16 protein-coding genes are annotated in these 14688 nt (G+C 68.8%); 6 read left to right on the forward strand and 10 right to left on the reverse strand.

The genetic code is table 11. The features are described from left to right. Positions 1-10: 10 nt before the first annotated feature. Complete coding sequence (aspS, locus tag BM314_RS10500) at positions 11-1855, reverse strand: aspartate--tRNA ligase (RefSeq protein WP_091978105.1); 1845 nt, start codon at positions 1853-1855, stop codon at positions 11-13. Between the two features lie 144 nt (positions 1856-1999). On the opposite strand from aspS, the gene BM314_RS10505 reads away from it, so the two are divergent. From BM314_RS10505 to xoxJ, 6 genes are all read left to right on the forward strand, one after another. Next, the gene (locus BM314_RS10505) at positions 2000-2398 is read left to right on the forward strand and encodes a hypothetical protein (RefSeq protein ID WP_020091817.1); all 399 of its coding nucleotides are present in this window, start codon (positions 2000-2002) and stop codon (positions 2396-2398) included. 93 nt (positions 2399-2491) lie between these two features. Then, positions 2492-3679 (forward strand): ribonuclease D, encoded by a 1188-nt coding sequence (gene rnd, locus BM314_RS10510; protein ID WP_056522182.1) that lies wholly within the window; start codon positions 2492-2494, stop codon positions 3677-3679. A 110-nt stretch (positions 3680-3789) separates the two neighbouring features. Next, on the forward strand, positions 3790-4077 hold the full coding sequence (locus BM314_RS10515; protein WP_020091819.1) for a hypothetical protein: 288 nt from the start codon (positions 3790-3792) through the stop codon (positions 4075-4077). A 703-nt stretch (positions 4078-4780) separates the two neighbouring features. After that, complete coding sequence (xoxF1, locus tag BM314_RS10520) at positions 4781-6586, forward strand: lanthanide-dependent methanol dehydrogenase XoxF1 (protein WP_026604740.1); 1806 nt, start codon at positions 4781-4783, stop codon at positions 6584-6586. A 133-nt stretch (positions 6587-6719) separates the two neighbouring features. Beyond that, positions 6720-7331: a c-type cytochrome, methanol metabolism-related gene (locus BM314_RS10525; protein ID WP_020091821.1), complete on the forward strand. Its 612-nt coding sequence runs from the start codon at positions 6720-6722 to the stop codon at positions 7329-7331. Continuing rightward, positions 7331-8176: a rare earth element methanol dehydrogenase accessory protein XoxJ gene (gene xoxJ / locus BM314_RS10530; RefSeq protein WP_348272733.1), complete on the forward strand. Its 846-nt coding sequence runs from the start codon at positions 7331-7333 to the stop codon at positions 8174-8176. The genes BM314_RS10525 and xoxJ overlap by 1 nt, the downstream gene beginning before the upstream one ends. Positions 8177-8203: 27 nt before the next feature. Here the strand turns inward: xoxJ and folK are convergent, their stop codons facing one another. The 9 genes from folK to pqqA all read right to left on the reverse strand — a co-directional run bounded on the left by folK (position 8204) and on the right by pqqA (position 14486). Then, on the reverse strand, positions 8204-8674 hold the full coding sequence (gene folK / locus BM314_RS10535; RefSeq protein WP_091978082.1) for a 2-amino-4-hydroxy-6-hydroxymethyldihydropteridine diphosphokinase: 471 nt from the start codon (positions 8672-8674) through the stop codon (positions 8204-8206). Next, the gene (folB, locus tag BM314_RS10540; RefSeq protein ID WP_020091824.1) at positions 8671-9048 is read right to left on the reverse strand and encodes a dihydroneopterin aldolase; all 378 of its coding nucleotides are present in this window, start codon (positions 9046-9048) and stop codon (positions 8671-8673) included. The genes folK and folB overlap by 4 nt, the downstream gene beginning before the upstream one ends. A gap of 2 nt (positions 9049-9050) precedes the next feature. Next, positions 9051-9887: a dihydropteroate synthase gene (gene folP, locus BM314_RS10545; protein ID WP_091978083.1), complete on the reverse strand. Its 837-nt coding sequence runs from the start codon at positions 9885-9887 to the stop codon at positions 9051-9053. A gap of 97 nt (positions 9888-9984) precedes the next feature. After that, positions 9985-10347, reverse strand: coding sequence for a hypothetical protein (locus BM314_RS10550; protein ID WP_091978084.1), 363 nt, complete (start codon positions 10345-10347; stop codon positions 9985-9987). Next, positions 10328-11053 carry a hypothetical protein gene (locus tag BM314_RS10555; protein WP_091978085.1) on the reverse strand — a complete coding sequence of 242 codons (726 nt, stop codon included), beginning with the start codon at positions 11051-11053 and terminating at the stop codon, positions 10328-10330. The genes BM314_RS10550 and BM314_RS10555 overlap by 20 nt, the downstream gene beginning before the upstream one ends. Further along, entirely contained in the window at positions 11050-12195 is a 1146-nt protein-coding gene (pqqE, locus tag BM314_RS10560) for a pyrroloquinoline quinone biosynthesis protein PqqE (RefSeq protein ID WP_091978086.1), read from the reverse strand. Before pqqE ends, BM314_RS10555 begins: the two co-directional genes overlap by 4 nt. Beyond that, a complete protein-coding gene (pqqC, locus tag BM314_RS10565; RefSeq protein ID WP_020091829.1) occupies positions 12192-13277 on the reverse strand; it encodes a pyrroloquinoline-quinone synthase PqqC in 1086 nt (361 codons plus the stop codon). Before pqqC ends, pqqE begins: the two co-directional genes overlap by 4 nt. A 186-nt stretch (positions 13278-13463) precedes the next feature. Then, entirely contained in the window at positions 13464-14363 is a 900-nt protein-coding gene (gene pqqB / locus BM314_RS10570) for a pyrroloquinoline quinone biosynthesis protein PqqB (RefSeq protein ID WP_091978087.1), read from the reverse strand. Between the two features lie 33 nt (positions 14364-14396). Beyond that, positions 14397-14486: a pyrroloquinoline quinone precursor peptide PqqA gene (gene pqqA, locus BM314_RS10575; RefSeq protein WP_012317526.1), complete on the reverse strand. Its 90-nt coding sequence runs from the start codon at positions 14484-14486 to the stop codon at positions 14397-14399. Between the last annotated feature and the right edge of the window lie 202 nt (positions 14487-14688).

The raw sequence follows: 14688 nt of genomic DNA on the forward strand, positions 1-14688 counted from the left end.
TATGGGCGCCTCAGGCCTTCTTCTCGGGCAGGTTGAGGCGGATGTGCAGCTCGCGCAGCTGCTTGGGGGTCGCCTCGGAGGGCGCGCCCATCATCAGGTCCTCGGCGCGCTGGTTCATCGGGAACAGCACGACCTCGCGGATGTTCGGCTCGTTGCACAGGAGCATGACGATGCGGTCCACGCCCGGCGCGATGCCGCCGTGCGGCGGGGCGCCCATGCGCAGGGCGTTGAGCATGCCGCCGAACTTCTGCTCCAGCACCTCGTGGCCATAGCCCGCGATGGCGAAGGCCTTCTCCATCACGTCCGGACGGTGGTTGCGGATCGCGCCCGAGGACAGCTCCACGCCGTTGCAGACGATGTCGTACTGGAACGCCTTGATCCCGAGGATCCGCTTGGTGTTCGCGCCGTTCTCGTCCTCGCTCGCGAGGGCGTCCAGATCGAGCGCGAGGAACTCCTCGCGGTCGATGTTCGGCATCGAGAACGGGTTGTGGGAGAAGTCGATCCGCTTCTCCTCCTCGCTCCACTCGTACATCGGGAAGTCGGTGATCCAGCAGAACGCGTACTGGTCCTTGTCGCAGAGGCCCAGCTCGTCGCCGATCCGGACGCGCGCCTTGCCGGCGAGCCCGGCCGCCTTGGCCTCCGGACCGGCGGAGAAGAACACGGCGTCGCCCGCCTTCGCGCCGGAGCGCTCGGCGATCAGGGCCTGAACCTCCGCCGGGATGAACTTGGCGATCGGTCCCTTGCCGGTGAGCGCGCCGTTCTCCTCCTCGAACACGACGTAGCCGAGGCCGGGCGCGCCCTCGGAGCGGGCCCAGTCGTTGAGCTTGTCGAAGAACGAGCGCGGCTGGCTCGCCGCCCCGGTCGCCGGGATCGCCCGGACGACGCCGCCGGAGGCGACCACGCCCTTGAACGCCTTGAACGCCACGTCCTCGCGGGCGAACAGGTCGGAGACGTCGGCGATGATCAGCGGGTTGCGCAGGTCCGGCTTGTCGACGCCGTATTTCAGCATCGAGTCCGCGTAGGTGATCCGCGGGAATTCCTTGGTGACGCGCTTGCCCTCGGCGAACTCCTCGAACACGCCGCGCAGCACCGGCTCCACCGCCTGGAACACGTCCTCCTGGGTGACGAAGCTCATCTCGATGTCGAGCTGGTAGAACTCGCCCGGCGAGCGGTCGGCGCGGGCGTCCTCGTCGCGGAAGCACGGCGCGATCTGGAAGTAGCGGTCGAAGCCCGCGATCATCGTCAGCTGCTTGAACTGCTGCGGCGCCTGCGGGAGCGCGTAGAACTTGCCGGGATGGACCCGCGACGGCACGAGGTAGTCGCGGGCGCCCTCGGGCGAGGAGGCTGTCAGGATCGGGGTCTGGAACTCGAAGAAGCCGCCGTCCCGCATCCGGCGGCGGAGCGAGTCGATGATCGCGCCGCGCTTCATGATGTTGGCGTGGAGCTTCTCCCGGCGCAGGTCGAGGAAGCGGTACCGGAGCCGCGTCTCCTCCGGATACTCGAGGTCGCCGAAGACCGGCAGCGGCAGCTCGCCCGCCGGCCCCAGCACCTCGAGGTCGTCGATGTAGACCTCGACCGCGCCGGTCGGCAGCTCGGCATTCTCGGTGCCGGCCGGGCGCGTGCGCACGCGCCCGTCGATCCGCACGACCCATTCCGAGCGCACGGCCTCGGCGGCCTTGAAGGCCGGGGAGTCGGAATCGATCACGCACTGGGTCAGGCCGTAATGGTCCCGCAGATCGACGAACAGCACGCCCCCGTGGTCGCGGATGCGGTGGCACCAGCCGGAGAGGCGGACACTCTGCCCGACATCGGACGGGCGGAGCGCCCCGCAGGTGTGGGAACGGTAACGGTGCATGACGGGCTTCTTCTGTGGGAAGGCCGGCACCATTCACGCGAGGCCCCCCAAGTCAAGCGCGGGGCGCGCAGAACGGCGCCGAAAGCCGCGCGCGACTCGCCCGCCGGCCTACCGCAGAAGACCCCGAATCCCCATATCATCTCTATGAACGACAACCTCTTTTTCGATCTGGAGCGCCCCGCGAAGGCGGCGCCCGAACGCGCCGCGGCCGGGTGGCGGACGCTGCCCCTCGAGGGCCGTTTCGACCTCGTCTACGAGGACGCGGCCGGGGCCTGGAGCAACCGCTCCCTCGACGCCCGCGAGCTCAGGCTCGGGCCGGGGCGGACGCTGCTCGGCGGCATCGATGCCCGGCGCGGCGGCTATCGCGGGTTCCGGGTCGACCGGATCCGCCGCCTCGTCGACGGGGCCACCGGCGAGCGGATTGAGACCGGCATCCTCGACCGCCTGCTCGCGCGCGCCGAGGCGCAGCGTCGGGCCGACGCGCTGCGGATTCGCCGGCAGGCGCGGGCGCGCCGGAAGGCGGCGGTCGCGGCCGTGGCGTGATCGCGGTCGCCGGGCCGCGCGTGAACGCGTGAAAGATGGGGACCTGCGAAGCCGCGTCTCCCCATGTCCGCCGCGGTTGCGTATAGCCGGTGCATGGACCTGATCACCACCACTGACGCGCTGCGCCAGATCTGCACACGTCTCGCCGAGCAGCCCTTCGTGACCGTCGACACGGAGTTCATGCGCGAGACGACGTATTATCCGAAACTGTGCCTGATCCAGATGGCGGCACCGGACGGGACCGGCGTCCTGGTGGATCCGCTGGCGCCGGGGATCGACCTCGGGCCGTTCATCGCCCTCATGGCCGACGAGGGCACCGTCAAGGTGTTCCACTCCGCCCGCCAGGACCTGGAGATCATCTGGCTGATCGGCGGGATCCTGCCGCACCCGTTCTTCGACACGCAGGTCGCCGCCATGGTCTGCGGCTACGGCGATTCCGTCTCGTACGAGCAGCTCGTCAATGACGTCGCGAAGGCCAAGATCGACAAGTCCTCCCGCTTCACCGACTGGTCGCGGCGCCCGCTCTCGGAGGCGCAGCTGACCTACGCGCTGTCCGACGTCACCCACTTGGTGAAGATCTACGAAGTCCTCGTCGCCGAGCTGCTGCGGACCGACCGCGGCGCGTGGCTCGACGAGGAGATGGCGGTGCTGACGTCTCCCGAGACCTACCGCGCCGATCCCGCGCAGGCGTGGCGCCGCCTCTCCGGCCGCATGCGCAAGCCGCGGGAGATCGCCGTGCTGATGGAGGTCGCGGCCTGGCGCGAGAGCGAGGCGCAGACGCGCAACGTGCCGCGCGGGCGCGTCCTGAAGGACGAGGCGGTCATCGATATCGCCTCGGCGGCGCCGCGGAGCGCGGAGGCGCTCGGGCGGCTTCGGACGATCCCGGCGGGCTTCGAGCGCTCCCGGACGGGGGCCGACATCGTCGCGGCCGTGGAGCGCGGTCTCGCCCGCGACACGAGCGCCGTCCGGATGCCCGAGCGCGTGCGACGGAGCGGCGGCAACGGCGCGATCGTCGAGCTGCTGAAGGTCCTGCTGAAGGCGGTCTGCGAGGCCGAGGGCGTGGCGCCGAAGATCATCGCCACGGTCGACGATCTGGAAGCGGTCGCCGACGACGACGACGCCGAGGTCCCGGCGCTGCAGGGCTGGCGCCGGACGCTGTTCGGCGAGAAGGCGCTGGCGCTGAAGCAGGGACGGCTGGCCCTCTCGGTCGAGTCCGGTCGCATCGTGGTCCGTCCCCTGGAAGCCGAACCTGTCGGCGGCGGCGCCGACCCGGACCGATGAAGCCGCGGCGGCACTGACCGCACAATCCGCACTGGCGGGCGTGACTCGCCGCGGGTCCGGGATTAAATGGCAATTCGGTTGCCGCTTAATCCCGCCCCTGCGTCCCGCGTATGTTCGAGCCGAACGAGATCCTCAAGACGCTGACCGGGCGCGGTCTCGTGTCGGCCGAAGGGTGTGAGGCCGTCCGCGTCCGCTACCGGGTCGTGGTCGAGCGGCGCGAAGGCGGTGTCGTCGCCTACGGCAATCTGTACGGCAGCTATGCGGGCCTGCGACCGGTCTGGCTCGAGCCCGACGCCCAGCTCCGCCTGTCCAACGGCCGTCGCCTCAACATCTCCGTGACCGACCTGATCGGCGACACGGCCGAGTTCGAGAGCACCGGGCCGGTCGGCGCGGTCTGACGCCGGCCAGAGCCGTCCCGCAGATTCCGCGACCGACCCAGTGGTCCGCGTGCGCGACCCAAACCGATTCTTAAAAACGGGATGATTCGGCAATTTGTCGCGCGCGAACCCCACCGATCAGGCGGGGATCCGCGCAAAAACGGGATGCGGCGACTGGGCGCACAGGGGGCTTTCGGGAAAATTCGGCAACTCATAGCCGCCGAAGCGTCTTGCACTGCAGTCCGGCGGCCCACATCGGCCGCGCGCCCGGGCGCGCCTAAATCCCGCCCACCGCGCGGGGGACGCATGCTTAAGCGCAGCAAAGCTCGCCTGTTTGCAAGGTCTGCATGGGACACGGACACATCCCCGTGAGACCGAGGCCAGAGCAGGCAGCATCTCTTGTGCGTCGCAACATTTCTTTTCGCAAACGCATGACATCCGTCGCGTCTGTGTCACCCGAAAAGAAGCTTTCACCGTGTGCCCACAGGCGTCGAACAGCGAGTTGACGGCGCTCAAAAATCTCTTAAGGTCCGGGCAAGCCTCGGTTTCGAGGGAGACGCCTCAGGGATGGCGGCTCCTGGCTAGGGGATCAGTAGATCTCCTCGAAGTCCACTATGCCCGCTACCGAGGCGTCCATCCCTGTCGCAAACAGTCAGGTCGGAGTCCGAGCGACGCCACTCTCTTCGCGCGCCGTGAGAACTCTCAAGACTTGTCGGAGGAACCCATGAGAGCGGTACATCTCCTTGCGCTCGGCGCAGGTGTCGCGGCCGTCGCCGCGCCGGCGCTGGCCAATGAAAGCGTCATGAAGGGCATCGCCAACCCGGCGGAACAGGTTCTTCAGACGGTAGACTACGCGAATACGCGCTACTCGAAGCTCGACCAGATCAACGCCAAGAACGTCAAGGACCTGCAGGTCGCCTGGACGTTCTCGACCGGCGTGCTGCGCGGCCACGAGGGCTCGCCGCTCGTCGTCGGCAACATGATGTACGTGCACACGCCGTTCCCGAACATCGTGTACGCCCTCGACCTCGACCACGACGCGAAGATCGTCTGGAAGTACGAGCCGAAGCAGGATCCGTCCGTGATCCCGGTCATGTGCTGTGACACGGTCAACCGTGGTCTGGCCTACGCCGACGGCGCCATCCTCCTGCACCAGGCCGACACCACCCTCGTGTCGCTCGACGCCAAGACCGGCAAGGTCAACTGGTCGGTCGTGAACGGCGACCCGAAGAAGGGCGAGACCAACACCGCGACGGTTCTGCCGGTCAAGGACAAGGTCATCGTCGGCATCTCGGGCGGCGAGTTCGGCGTGCAGTGCCACGTCACCGCCTACGACCTGAAGACCGGCAAGAAGGTGTGGCGCGGCTACTCCGAGGGCCCGGACGATCAGCTGATCGTCGACCCGGAGAAGACCACCTCGCTCGGCAAGCCGATCGGCAAGGATTCCTCGCTGAAGACCTGGGAAGGCGATCAGTGGAAGACCGGCGGCGGCTGCACCTGGGGCTGGTTCTCGTACGACCCCAAGCTCGACCTGATGTACTACGGCTCGGGCAACCCCTCGACCTGGAACCCCAAGCAGCGTCCGGGCGACAACAAGTGGTCCATGACCATCTGGGCGCGTAACCCGGACACCGGCATGGCCAAGTGGGTCTACCAGATGACCCCCCACGACGAGTGGGACTACGACGGCATCAACGAGATGATCCTCACGGATCAGAAGATCGACGGCAAGGAGCAGCCGCTCCTGACCCACTTCGACCGTAACGGCTTCGGCTACACGCTGAACCGCGCGGACGGCACCCTCCTCGTCGCCGAGAAGTTCGACCCGGCCGTCAACTGGGCGACCAAGGTCGACATGGACAAGGGCTCGAAGAACTACGGCCGGCCGCTGGTCGTGTCGAAGTACTCGACCGAGCAGAACGGTGAGGACACCAACTCCAAGGGCATCTGCCCGGCGGCGCTGGGCACCAAGGATCAGCAGCCTGCGGCCTTCTCGCCGAAGACCAACCTGTTCTACGTGCCCACCAACCACGTCTGCATGGACTACGAGCCGTTCCGGGTGACCTACACCCCGGGCCAGCCCTACGTCGGTGCGACCCTCTCGATGTACCCGGCCCCGAACTCGCACGGCGGCATGGGCAACTTCATCGCGTGGGACGGCGTCAACGGCAAGATCAAGTGGACGAACCCCGAGCAGTTCTCGGTGTGGTCCGGTGCTCTGGCCACCGCTGGCGACGTCGTGTTCTACGGCACGCTTGAGGGCTACCTGAAGGCGGTCGACGACAAGACCGGCAAGGAGCTGTTCAAGTTCAAGACCCCGTCGGGCATCATCGGCAACGTGATGACCTACCAGCACAAGGGCAAGCAGTACGTGGGCGTCCTCTCGGGCGTCGGCGGCTGGGCCGGCATCGGCCTCGCGGCCGGTCTGACCGACCCGAACGCCGGCCTCGGCGCGGTGGGTGGCTACGCGGCTCTGTCGCAGTACACCAACCTCGGCGGTCAGCTGACGGTCTTCGCCCTGCCGAACTAATCGGCCGCAGGGTTTGAAGTGAAAAATGGTGCCGGCGCGGGTTCCCGCGCCGGCATCCTTGTGATTAGACTTTCTCGCAAGAGGCTGCGTCTCGGAGGGAGACCAAGAGCCTCGATCAAGGGAGACACATGCGTTGCTCAACCTCAGCAAGATCGTAACGCGGCCGGTTATCGCCGCCCTCGCCCTAGCGACCGTCTCGACGGTTGCCGTACATGCTGAGGATGCCAAGCCCGCCGACCCCAAGCTGGCGAATTCGCTGAACGCGAACGACAAGACCGCCGAGCAGGATGACAAGCTCCTGAAGAAGGACGCGGCCGTGAAGGTCGACGACGGCAAGTACTTCGACGCCGAGGGCCACCCGACGTTCCACGTGACCCAGGACGGCAAGATGCTCGACTGGTACACCTACTCGGGCTACCGCCGCTATCACGCCGAGTGCCACGTCTGCCACGGCCCGGACGGCATGGGCTCGACCTACGCGCCGGCCCTCAAGGACTCGCTGAAGCACCTCTCCTACGAGGAGTTCATCGGCATCCTGGCGGGCGGCAAGCAGGAAGTGAACGCCGCCGAGCAGAAGGTCATGCCGGCCTTCGGCGACAACAAGAACGTCATGTGCTACTCGGACGACCTCTACGTCTACCTCAAGGCGCGCGCCTCCGGCGCGATCGGGCGTATCCGTCCCTCCGAGCACGAGGGCAAGCCCGAGACAGCCAAGAAGGCGGAGAAGGAATGCATGGGCGGCTGATGTCGTCTCCTGCCCGGATCGCCGTTCTCTGCGCCCTGACCGTCTTCGGGGCGCAGGGCGCGCTCGCCCAGCATCTGCCGGATACCGTCACCACGGACGTGCTGCGCGTCTGCGGCGATCCGGGCAACATGCCGTTCTCCGAACGCAAGGAGGACGGCTTCGAGAACAAGATCGCGGCGATCATCGCCGACGAGTTGAAGATCAAGGTCCGCTACTACTGGCTGACGCAGGGTCCGGGCTTCGTGCGCAACACGCTCGGAACCGGCCTCTGCGACGTCATCATGGGCCAGGCCTTCGGAAGCGACCTCGTCCAGACCACCAATCCCTACTATCGATCGGCCTACACGCTGGTCACCCGCGCGGGCGAACTCGACGGTGTGACGGCCCTCGACGACCCGCGGCTGAAGGGCAAGAGCATCGGCGTGATCGCCGGGACGCCGCCGGTCAACCGGATGGGCGAACTGGGCCTCGTCTCGGCCATGAAGGCCTACGCGCCCTACCAGCTCGACCCGTCCCGCAAGCACCAGACGGTCGCTGCCGAGATCGTCGCGGCCCTGGCCGCGAAGGAGATCGACGCGGCCGTCCTCTGGGGCCCGGCGGCGGGCTGGCTCGCCAAGCAGTCCGGCACGCCCATGAGCGTCGTGCCGCTGCTGAAGGAGCCGGAGCGTCCGCCGATGGCGTACCGGATCGCCATGGGTGTCCGGATCGGCGAGAACGACTGGAAGCGCTTGCTGAACACCATCCTGCGCAAGCGCAAGGCCGACATCGACAAGGTCCTGCGCGACTACGACGTGCCGCTCCTCGACGAGGAAGAGAACAAGCTCGTCGCCCCCGGCGAGCGCTGACGCGCAGCGCCGCGGCGCGCGCCGCCATCAGGCGCGCGCGATACCGGTCGAGTCGAGCTTCGCCAGGGCGTCCACCACGCGCTCGCCGCCGATGACGAGGTCGGGCGCGATCTCCGCCAGCGGGACGAGCACGAAGGCCCGCTCGCGCACGTAGCGATGCGGCAGGACGAGGCGCGCGTCGTCGATGCTGGCGCCCTCGTAGGCCAGGACGTCGATGTCGATCACACGGGGGCCCCAGCGCTCCTCGCGGATCCGGCCGAGGTCGTGCTCCACCCGCAGGCAGGCGTCGAGCAGCCCGTGCGGATCGAGGTCGGTCTCGACCGCCACGGCCCCGTTCAGGAACCACGGCTGATCGGTCTTGCCCCAGGGCGGGGTCCGGTAGTCGGCCGAGCGTGCCACGACGTCGATGCCCGGGATCGCGGCGAGACCGGTGACCGCGCGGTCGAGCATCGCGACCATGTCGCCGACATTGCTGCCGATGCCGAGATACGCCCTCATCGACCGGCTCCGCGGCGGCGCGTGATCGCGACGCCGACGCTGTCCAGGATGGCGGGGACGGGCGCGCTCGGCTTGTCGACCTGAACGGTGATGGCGTCGACCTGCGCGAAGCGCGCGAGGATCTCCGCGGCGACCGTCTCGGCCAGAGCCTCGATCAGGTTGAACCGGCGCTCGGTGGCGATCGCAACCGCTACCGCCGTGAGATCCGCGTAGCTCACCGTGCCGGCCACGTCGTCGGAGCGGCCCGCCGGGCCGAGATCGAGTTCCGCTTCCAGGGAGATGTAGAAGCGCTGACCGAGCACCGCCTCCTCGGCCAGCACGCCGTGCCGGCCGAACACGGCGATCCGGGTGACGCGGATCAGGTCGCCCGCCATGCTCAGCGCGCCTCCGGCCGCATCACGGCGTCGACGACGCGCATCGCGTCGATATGCGCGGCCACGTCGTGCACGCGCACGATGTCGGCCCCGAGGGTCGCCGCGACGGCGTGGGCGGCGAGGGACCCGTGCAGGCGGTCCGCCGGACGGGTCTCGCGGTCGTGCAGGCGTCCGAGGAGCGACTTGCGCGAGACGCCGACGAGGACGGGAAAGCCGAGGGCGCGGATCTCGGGCAGCCGGCGCAGCGCCTCGAGATGCTGATTCCAGGTCTTGCCGAACCCAACCCCCGGGTCGAGCACGATCTCGGAATCCGCGAGGCCCGCCCGGTGGGCGATCGCGAGGGACCGCTCGAAGAAGGCCAGCATGTCGGCGACGATGTCGAGCTCCGGCTCGATCGTCTCGCGGTTGTGCATGATGATGACCGGCGCGCCGTGGGCGGCCGCGACGTTGGCGATGTCGGGCTCGCGCTGGAAGCCCCAGACGTCGTTCACGATCCGCGCGCCGGCCTCGAGCGCGGCGCGCGCCGTCGAGGCCTTGTAGGTGTCGATCGAGATCGGCACCGGCAGCCGCGGCGCCACGGCCCGGATGACCGGCACGACGCGCGCCTGCTCCTCCTCGGCGGGGACCGGAACGTGGCCGGGCCGCGTCGATTCCCCGCCGACGTCGAGGATCGCCGCCCCCTCGGCGACCAGCCGCTCGGCCTGGGCCACGGCCTCGGCCTCCCCGGCGAACAGCCCGCCGTCGGAGAAGGAATCGGGTGTGACGTTGAGGATGCCCATGACCAGCGTGCGGCCGCCGAGCGCCGGCAGCAGGTCGGACAGGCGGGAAGAGGGGGTCACAGGCGGGTCCCGTTCACGAGCGCGGTTCGGGAGCCGGTGTGCGCGAATCGGGAGGCCGGTGCAACGCCGGCCTCGCCGTGCGGCTCAGACCTGCCCGTCAGCCGTGGTAGCAGCGGATCTCGGCCTCGGCCTGGGCGCGGCGCAGCTCCGCGACCTTGTCGTCGAAGATCTTGGTCGACTTGAACTCGTTCGCCCGGTTGCCGATGCCCTGCCGCATCGAGAGCACCGTGCTCGCCTGAACGTACTTGTCGTAGGGGAGGATCGCGGCGAGCTGATCCAGCGAGCACGAGCATTTCTGCAGGCTCTCGCGGGTCTGGCCGTTGGCGGCCATGCAGCCGAACACGTAGTCGACCCGCGCGTCGGTCGGGTAGTCGTTCTCCTCGGCGGCCCAGCCGGTCAGGCCCGACAGCGTGAGGGCGAGGGCGGCCAGCGCGCCCCGTTCAGCCAGCCTTCTGATCATAGCTCAGCTTCTCCTCAAGCAGTTCGCCGCCGTCGGGGCTCTTCGACGACGCCTCGATCGAGACGATCTCGCCCGGGACCGAGGGCGCGGTCACGAAGGTATAGGTCATGTCGTCCATGCCGCGCATGCGCTGCGCCATCGAGTCGCCCGCGAACGGCTTCGTGACCACGCGCCAGCCGTCGACCTCGCGGCCGCCGATATCCACCTTGGTCGGCGTCACCGTCGCCTTCTCGCGCAGGCCCTTGCGGATCGCGAGCTTGAGGTAGCGCGGGTTCGCCTCCAGCACCTTCGCGACGGCCCGGAGATGGTTCTCGAGGAAGAGCGAGACGACCGGGTTGCCCGCCATGTCCTCGAACGGGCCGGCCGGCATCCGGTTCAGCCCGGAGAACATCACGACGCTGATGTCGCGGCCCTCGGCGGTCTTCCCGGGCGTCACCTTCAGCTGGATCGTGTCCTCGAGCGGCGCTCCGAACGGCCCCTTCGAGATCCCCGAGCGGCGCAGGTAATCGTAGGTCAGCGTCGAGCCCGCGGCCGTGTTCTTCATGTGCGGCTGGTCGAACAGCAGATCCGCCGCGGAGGGCGGGGCGGCGGCGGTCGCCGGGGTGACGGTGGCGGGCTTCGGCGCGTCCTCGGCGAGGGCCGGCAGCGCGGCGAGAGCCAGCGCGACCGACGTCGCGGCGAGGCCCCTCACGACAAGACTTCTCACGAGTTCACTTCCTCCTTGAGCGGCGACCGGACGTTGCTGCCGATCGTCCGGTAGACGTAGTCGGGCGGGTTCTCGGCCGCCTCCTCGGTGGCGAGCGCCCGCACCTTGGCGTGGAGCGGCGAGAGCGAGCAGGCCGGGTCCGTGGCCGCCGCGTCGCCGGCGAGCGCGAGCGCCTGGCAGCGGCAGCCGCCCCAGTCCTTCTCGCGCCGGTCGCAGGAGCGGCAGGGCTCCTTCATCCAGTCGGTGCCGCGATAGGCCGTGAAGGCCGGCGAGTCGCGCCAGATCTCGCCGAGCGAGCGGTCGTTGACGTTCCAGAACTCCAGCCCCGGGATCGTCTCGGCCGCGTGGCAGGGCAGGACCTTGCCCTGGGGCGTGACGTTCATCAGCTTGCGGCCCCAGCCGCCCGCGCAGGCCTTCGGGTACTTCGCGTAATAGTCGGGCACGACGAGGTCGATGACGAGCTGGCCCTTCAGGCGCTCCCGGGCCGCCTCGACGATCCGGATCGACTCGTCCACCTGCGCCTTGTCGGGCATCAGGGCGGCGCGGTTGACGTAGGCCCAGCCGTAATACTGCGTGTGCGCCACCTCGAGCCGCTTGGCGCCCATCCTCACCGCGAGATCGATGAAGCCCGCCACCTCGTGGATGTTGCCGCGGTGGATCACCGAATTCAGCGTGAGGGGCAGGCCGAGCTCGACCACCTTGGCGGCGAACTCGAACTTCTGCGGCTGCGCGTTCTTCAGGCCGCCGATCTTCTCGGCGTTCTGCGCGTCGACGCCCTGCACCGACAGCTGCACGTGGTCGAGGCCGACGTCGTAGAGCGCCTGCAGCTTGCTTAGCGCCCCGCCGACGCCGGAGGTGATCAGGTTCGAGTACAGGCCGAGATCGGCGCAGGTCTTGGTGATCTCGACGATGTCGTTGCGCGCCGTCGGCTCGCCGCCGGACAGGTGCACGTGCAGGACACCGAGCGCCGCCGCCTCCCCGAGCACGCGCTGCCACGTCTGCGTGTCGAGCTCGCCCGACCGGCGGTCGAGCTCCAGCGGGTTCGAGCAGTACGGGCAGCGCAGCGGGCAGCGATGGGTCAGCTCGGCGAGCAGACCGACCGGGGCCGGCGCGTCGGGGCGGTTCGGCGTCAGCGCGTTCATCGCTCGAGAACCCGTTTCTCCGCGAGGCCGTCGAGCATCACCAGGATGTCGGCCTCGATGGCGCGGGGATCGGCCGCGTAGGTCTTGCCCAGCTCGTCCGCGATGTCGGCGACGCTCCGCGCGCCGTCCACGAGCTTCAGGACCGCCACGGCGTTGTCGTCGAGGTCGAAGGTGCGCTCGGGGGCGAGCAGGACCCACTTGCCGCGGGTCTCGTCGTTGCGCAGCCGGACGCCGCGCGGCAGCCGCGGACGGTCGCCGGCCGCCATCTTCCCGCCGGCCGCTCCAGGCTTGGCCTGGGACGCCTCGGCCACCAGACCCTCGCCGGGCTGCCACGCGTCCGGCGGGACCATGCCGGGGGCCACGTAGGCGAAGTACAGGGCGTCGAGCTGCGTCCACAGCACGGTGCACTTGAACGTCAGCGCCGCCATCGCCTGCCGCTGCAGCTCCGGCGTCGTGGCGTGCTGCTTGACGTAGTCCAGGGCGAAGTCCGCGTCCCGCGGCGCCTGGGTCAGGCGCTTGTCGAAATAGGCCAGCGTGTCCTTGGTGATGAAGTCGTAGTTCTTCAGCATCCCGGCGACGCGCTCGGAGATGATCGTCGGCGAGAACATCTCGGTCAGCGACGAGGCGATCGCCTCCAGGAGCGTCCGCTCGGAGACGAAGTGGACGTAGGCCTCGACCGAGAACTTCGTGGCCGACAGGATGCCGCGGGTCGACAGCACGTAGTCGCGGTCGAAGCCGACGCCCTCGGCCAGCTTGAGCCAGCGCTCGATGCCGCCGTCACCCTCGTGGTCGCCGTCGTGGTCGACGATCCGCTGGCGCCAGATCCGCCGCAGCGACGCGTCGGTCATCCGCGCCAGCACGGCGGCGTCCTTCACCGGGATCATCGCCTGGTAGTAGTAGCGATTCAGCGCCCAAGCCCGGACCTGGTCCTTCGACAGCTTGCCGTCGTGCAGGAGCCGATGGAACGGGTGCAGGTTGTGGTAGCGGCGCGCGCCGATGTCGCGCAGGGCCGCCTCCAGTTCCTCGGGACTCAGGAGACGCTGGCTGTCGGCGGCATCGGGGGTCGGGAAAATGGCGTTCATGGCGTGTCCGGCGTCCGTCCTCAGGTCGCGTTTCCTGTGTTCCGATCCCGCCCTCGTGCGCGGGGCGACTGTCCGGGCTCAGCCACGATATAGTGCCGTCTCCCCGGGCGCCCAACCATCGCCGGCGAGCGTCCGTCGCGCATAAGGCCGCGGCGCGGGGATCCGGCAGGCCGTCGGCGCGGCGTCCTAGAGCGTCAGACCCAGCCCGTCATGCGCCACGGTCCAGCCGGCCGCCTCGACGTCGGCCCGCTCCGGCGAGCCCTCGACCAGGACCGGGTTCGTGTTGTTGATGTGCACGAAGACGCGGCGCCCGATCTCGACCGAAGCCAGGGCCTCGATCGAGCCGTTCTCGCCGCGCATCGGCACGTGGCCCATGCGCCAGCCGGTCTTGGTGCCGACGCCGGCCCGGATCATGTCGTCGTCGTGCAGGACGGTCCCGTCGAAGAGCAGCGCGTCCACGCCGGCGATGCGCGCGCGCAGACCGTCCGTCACCCGGGCACATCCGGGAATGTAGGCGAGGCGCCGGCCGCCGGCTTCGATCAGGGCGCCGACCGTGGTCTCGGTCTCGGCGCCGATCTGCATGGTCTCGTCCTCCAGCCAGAGCGGCACCTTGCCGGGAACCGGGAAGAGGGTGACCGACAGGCCGGGGAGGGGCTCGAAGCGCTGGTCCATGCCGATCGGCCGACGGGCGACCACGCCCTCGGCCATCACGTCGAAGACGCGGTTGGCGTTGACCGAATCGAGGATCCCGCGCGTGCCATAGAGCGTGTAGGGCTGACCTTCGCGCAGGGTCAGGAGACCCGCGACATGGTCGACGTCGCCGTTGGTCAGGAGCACGGCGCGGATCGGCGAGTGCCGCAGGCCCTCGCGCGGATGCATCTGCGTATTGTCGAAGAGTTGTTGCCGGATATCCGGCGAGGCGTTGATCAGCAGCCAGTCCGACCCGTCCGCGGAGACCGCGATGCTCGACTGGGTCCGGGGCCGCACCCGGTCCGGCTCGGACCGCGCCAGCGTACAGATGGGGCAGCGGCAATTCCACTGGGGAAGGCCGCCGCCGGCCGCGGAACCGAGGATCACGACGCGCATGGTGCGGCTCCCGAGATCCCCGGCCCGTGAAACTCAGTTGAAGGTGTCGATCTCGGCCGACTCGTAGCTCGTCACTTCCATGCCGACGCAGATCTCGGACACGATCGGGGCAGCCCACTTCATGGTGTTTCTCCTCAGGCAACATCTACACCGAGTGTCGCGCGGTTCCTAAGAGGACCCTAAGACACTGATGGCGCTCTCATTTCCGGCGCCGGAGATGTATCGACGATTCACGGGCGGGCTTCAAGCACTAAGTTGCCGGATCCTCCCAAATTTTTCGTGAGAGACTTCCTAAGCGTCCGGAAACCATCGCGAAATGGGCGGG

Origin of the sequence: Methylobacterium sp. 13MFTsu3.1M2 (genome assembly GCF_900112625.1) — a bacterium.
Taxonomy (GTDB): domain Bacteria; phylum Pseudomonadota; class Alphaproteobacteria; order Rhizobiales; family Beijerinckiaceae; genus Methylobacterium.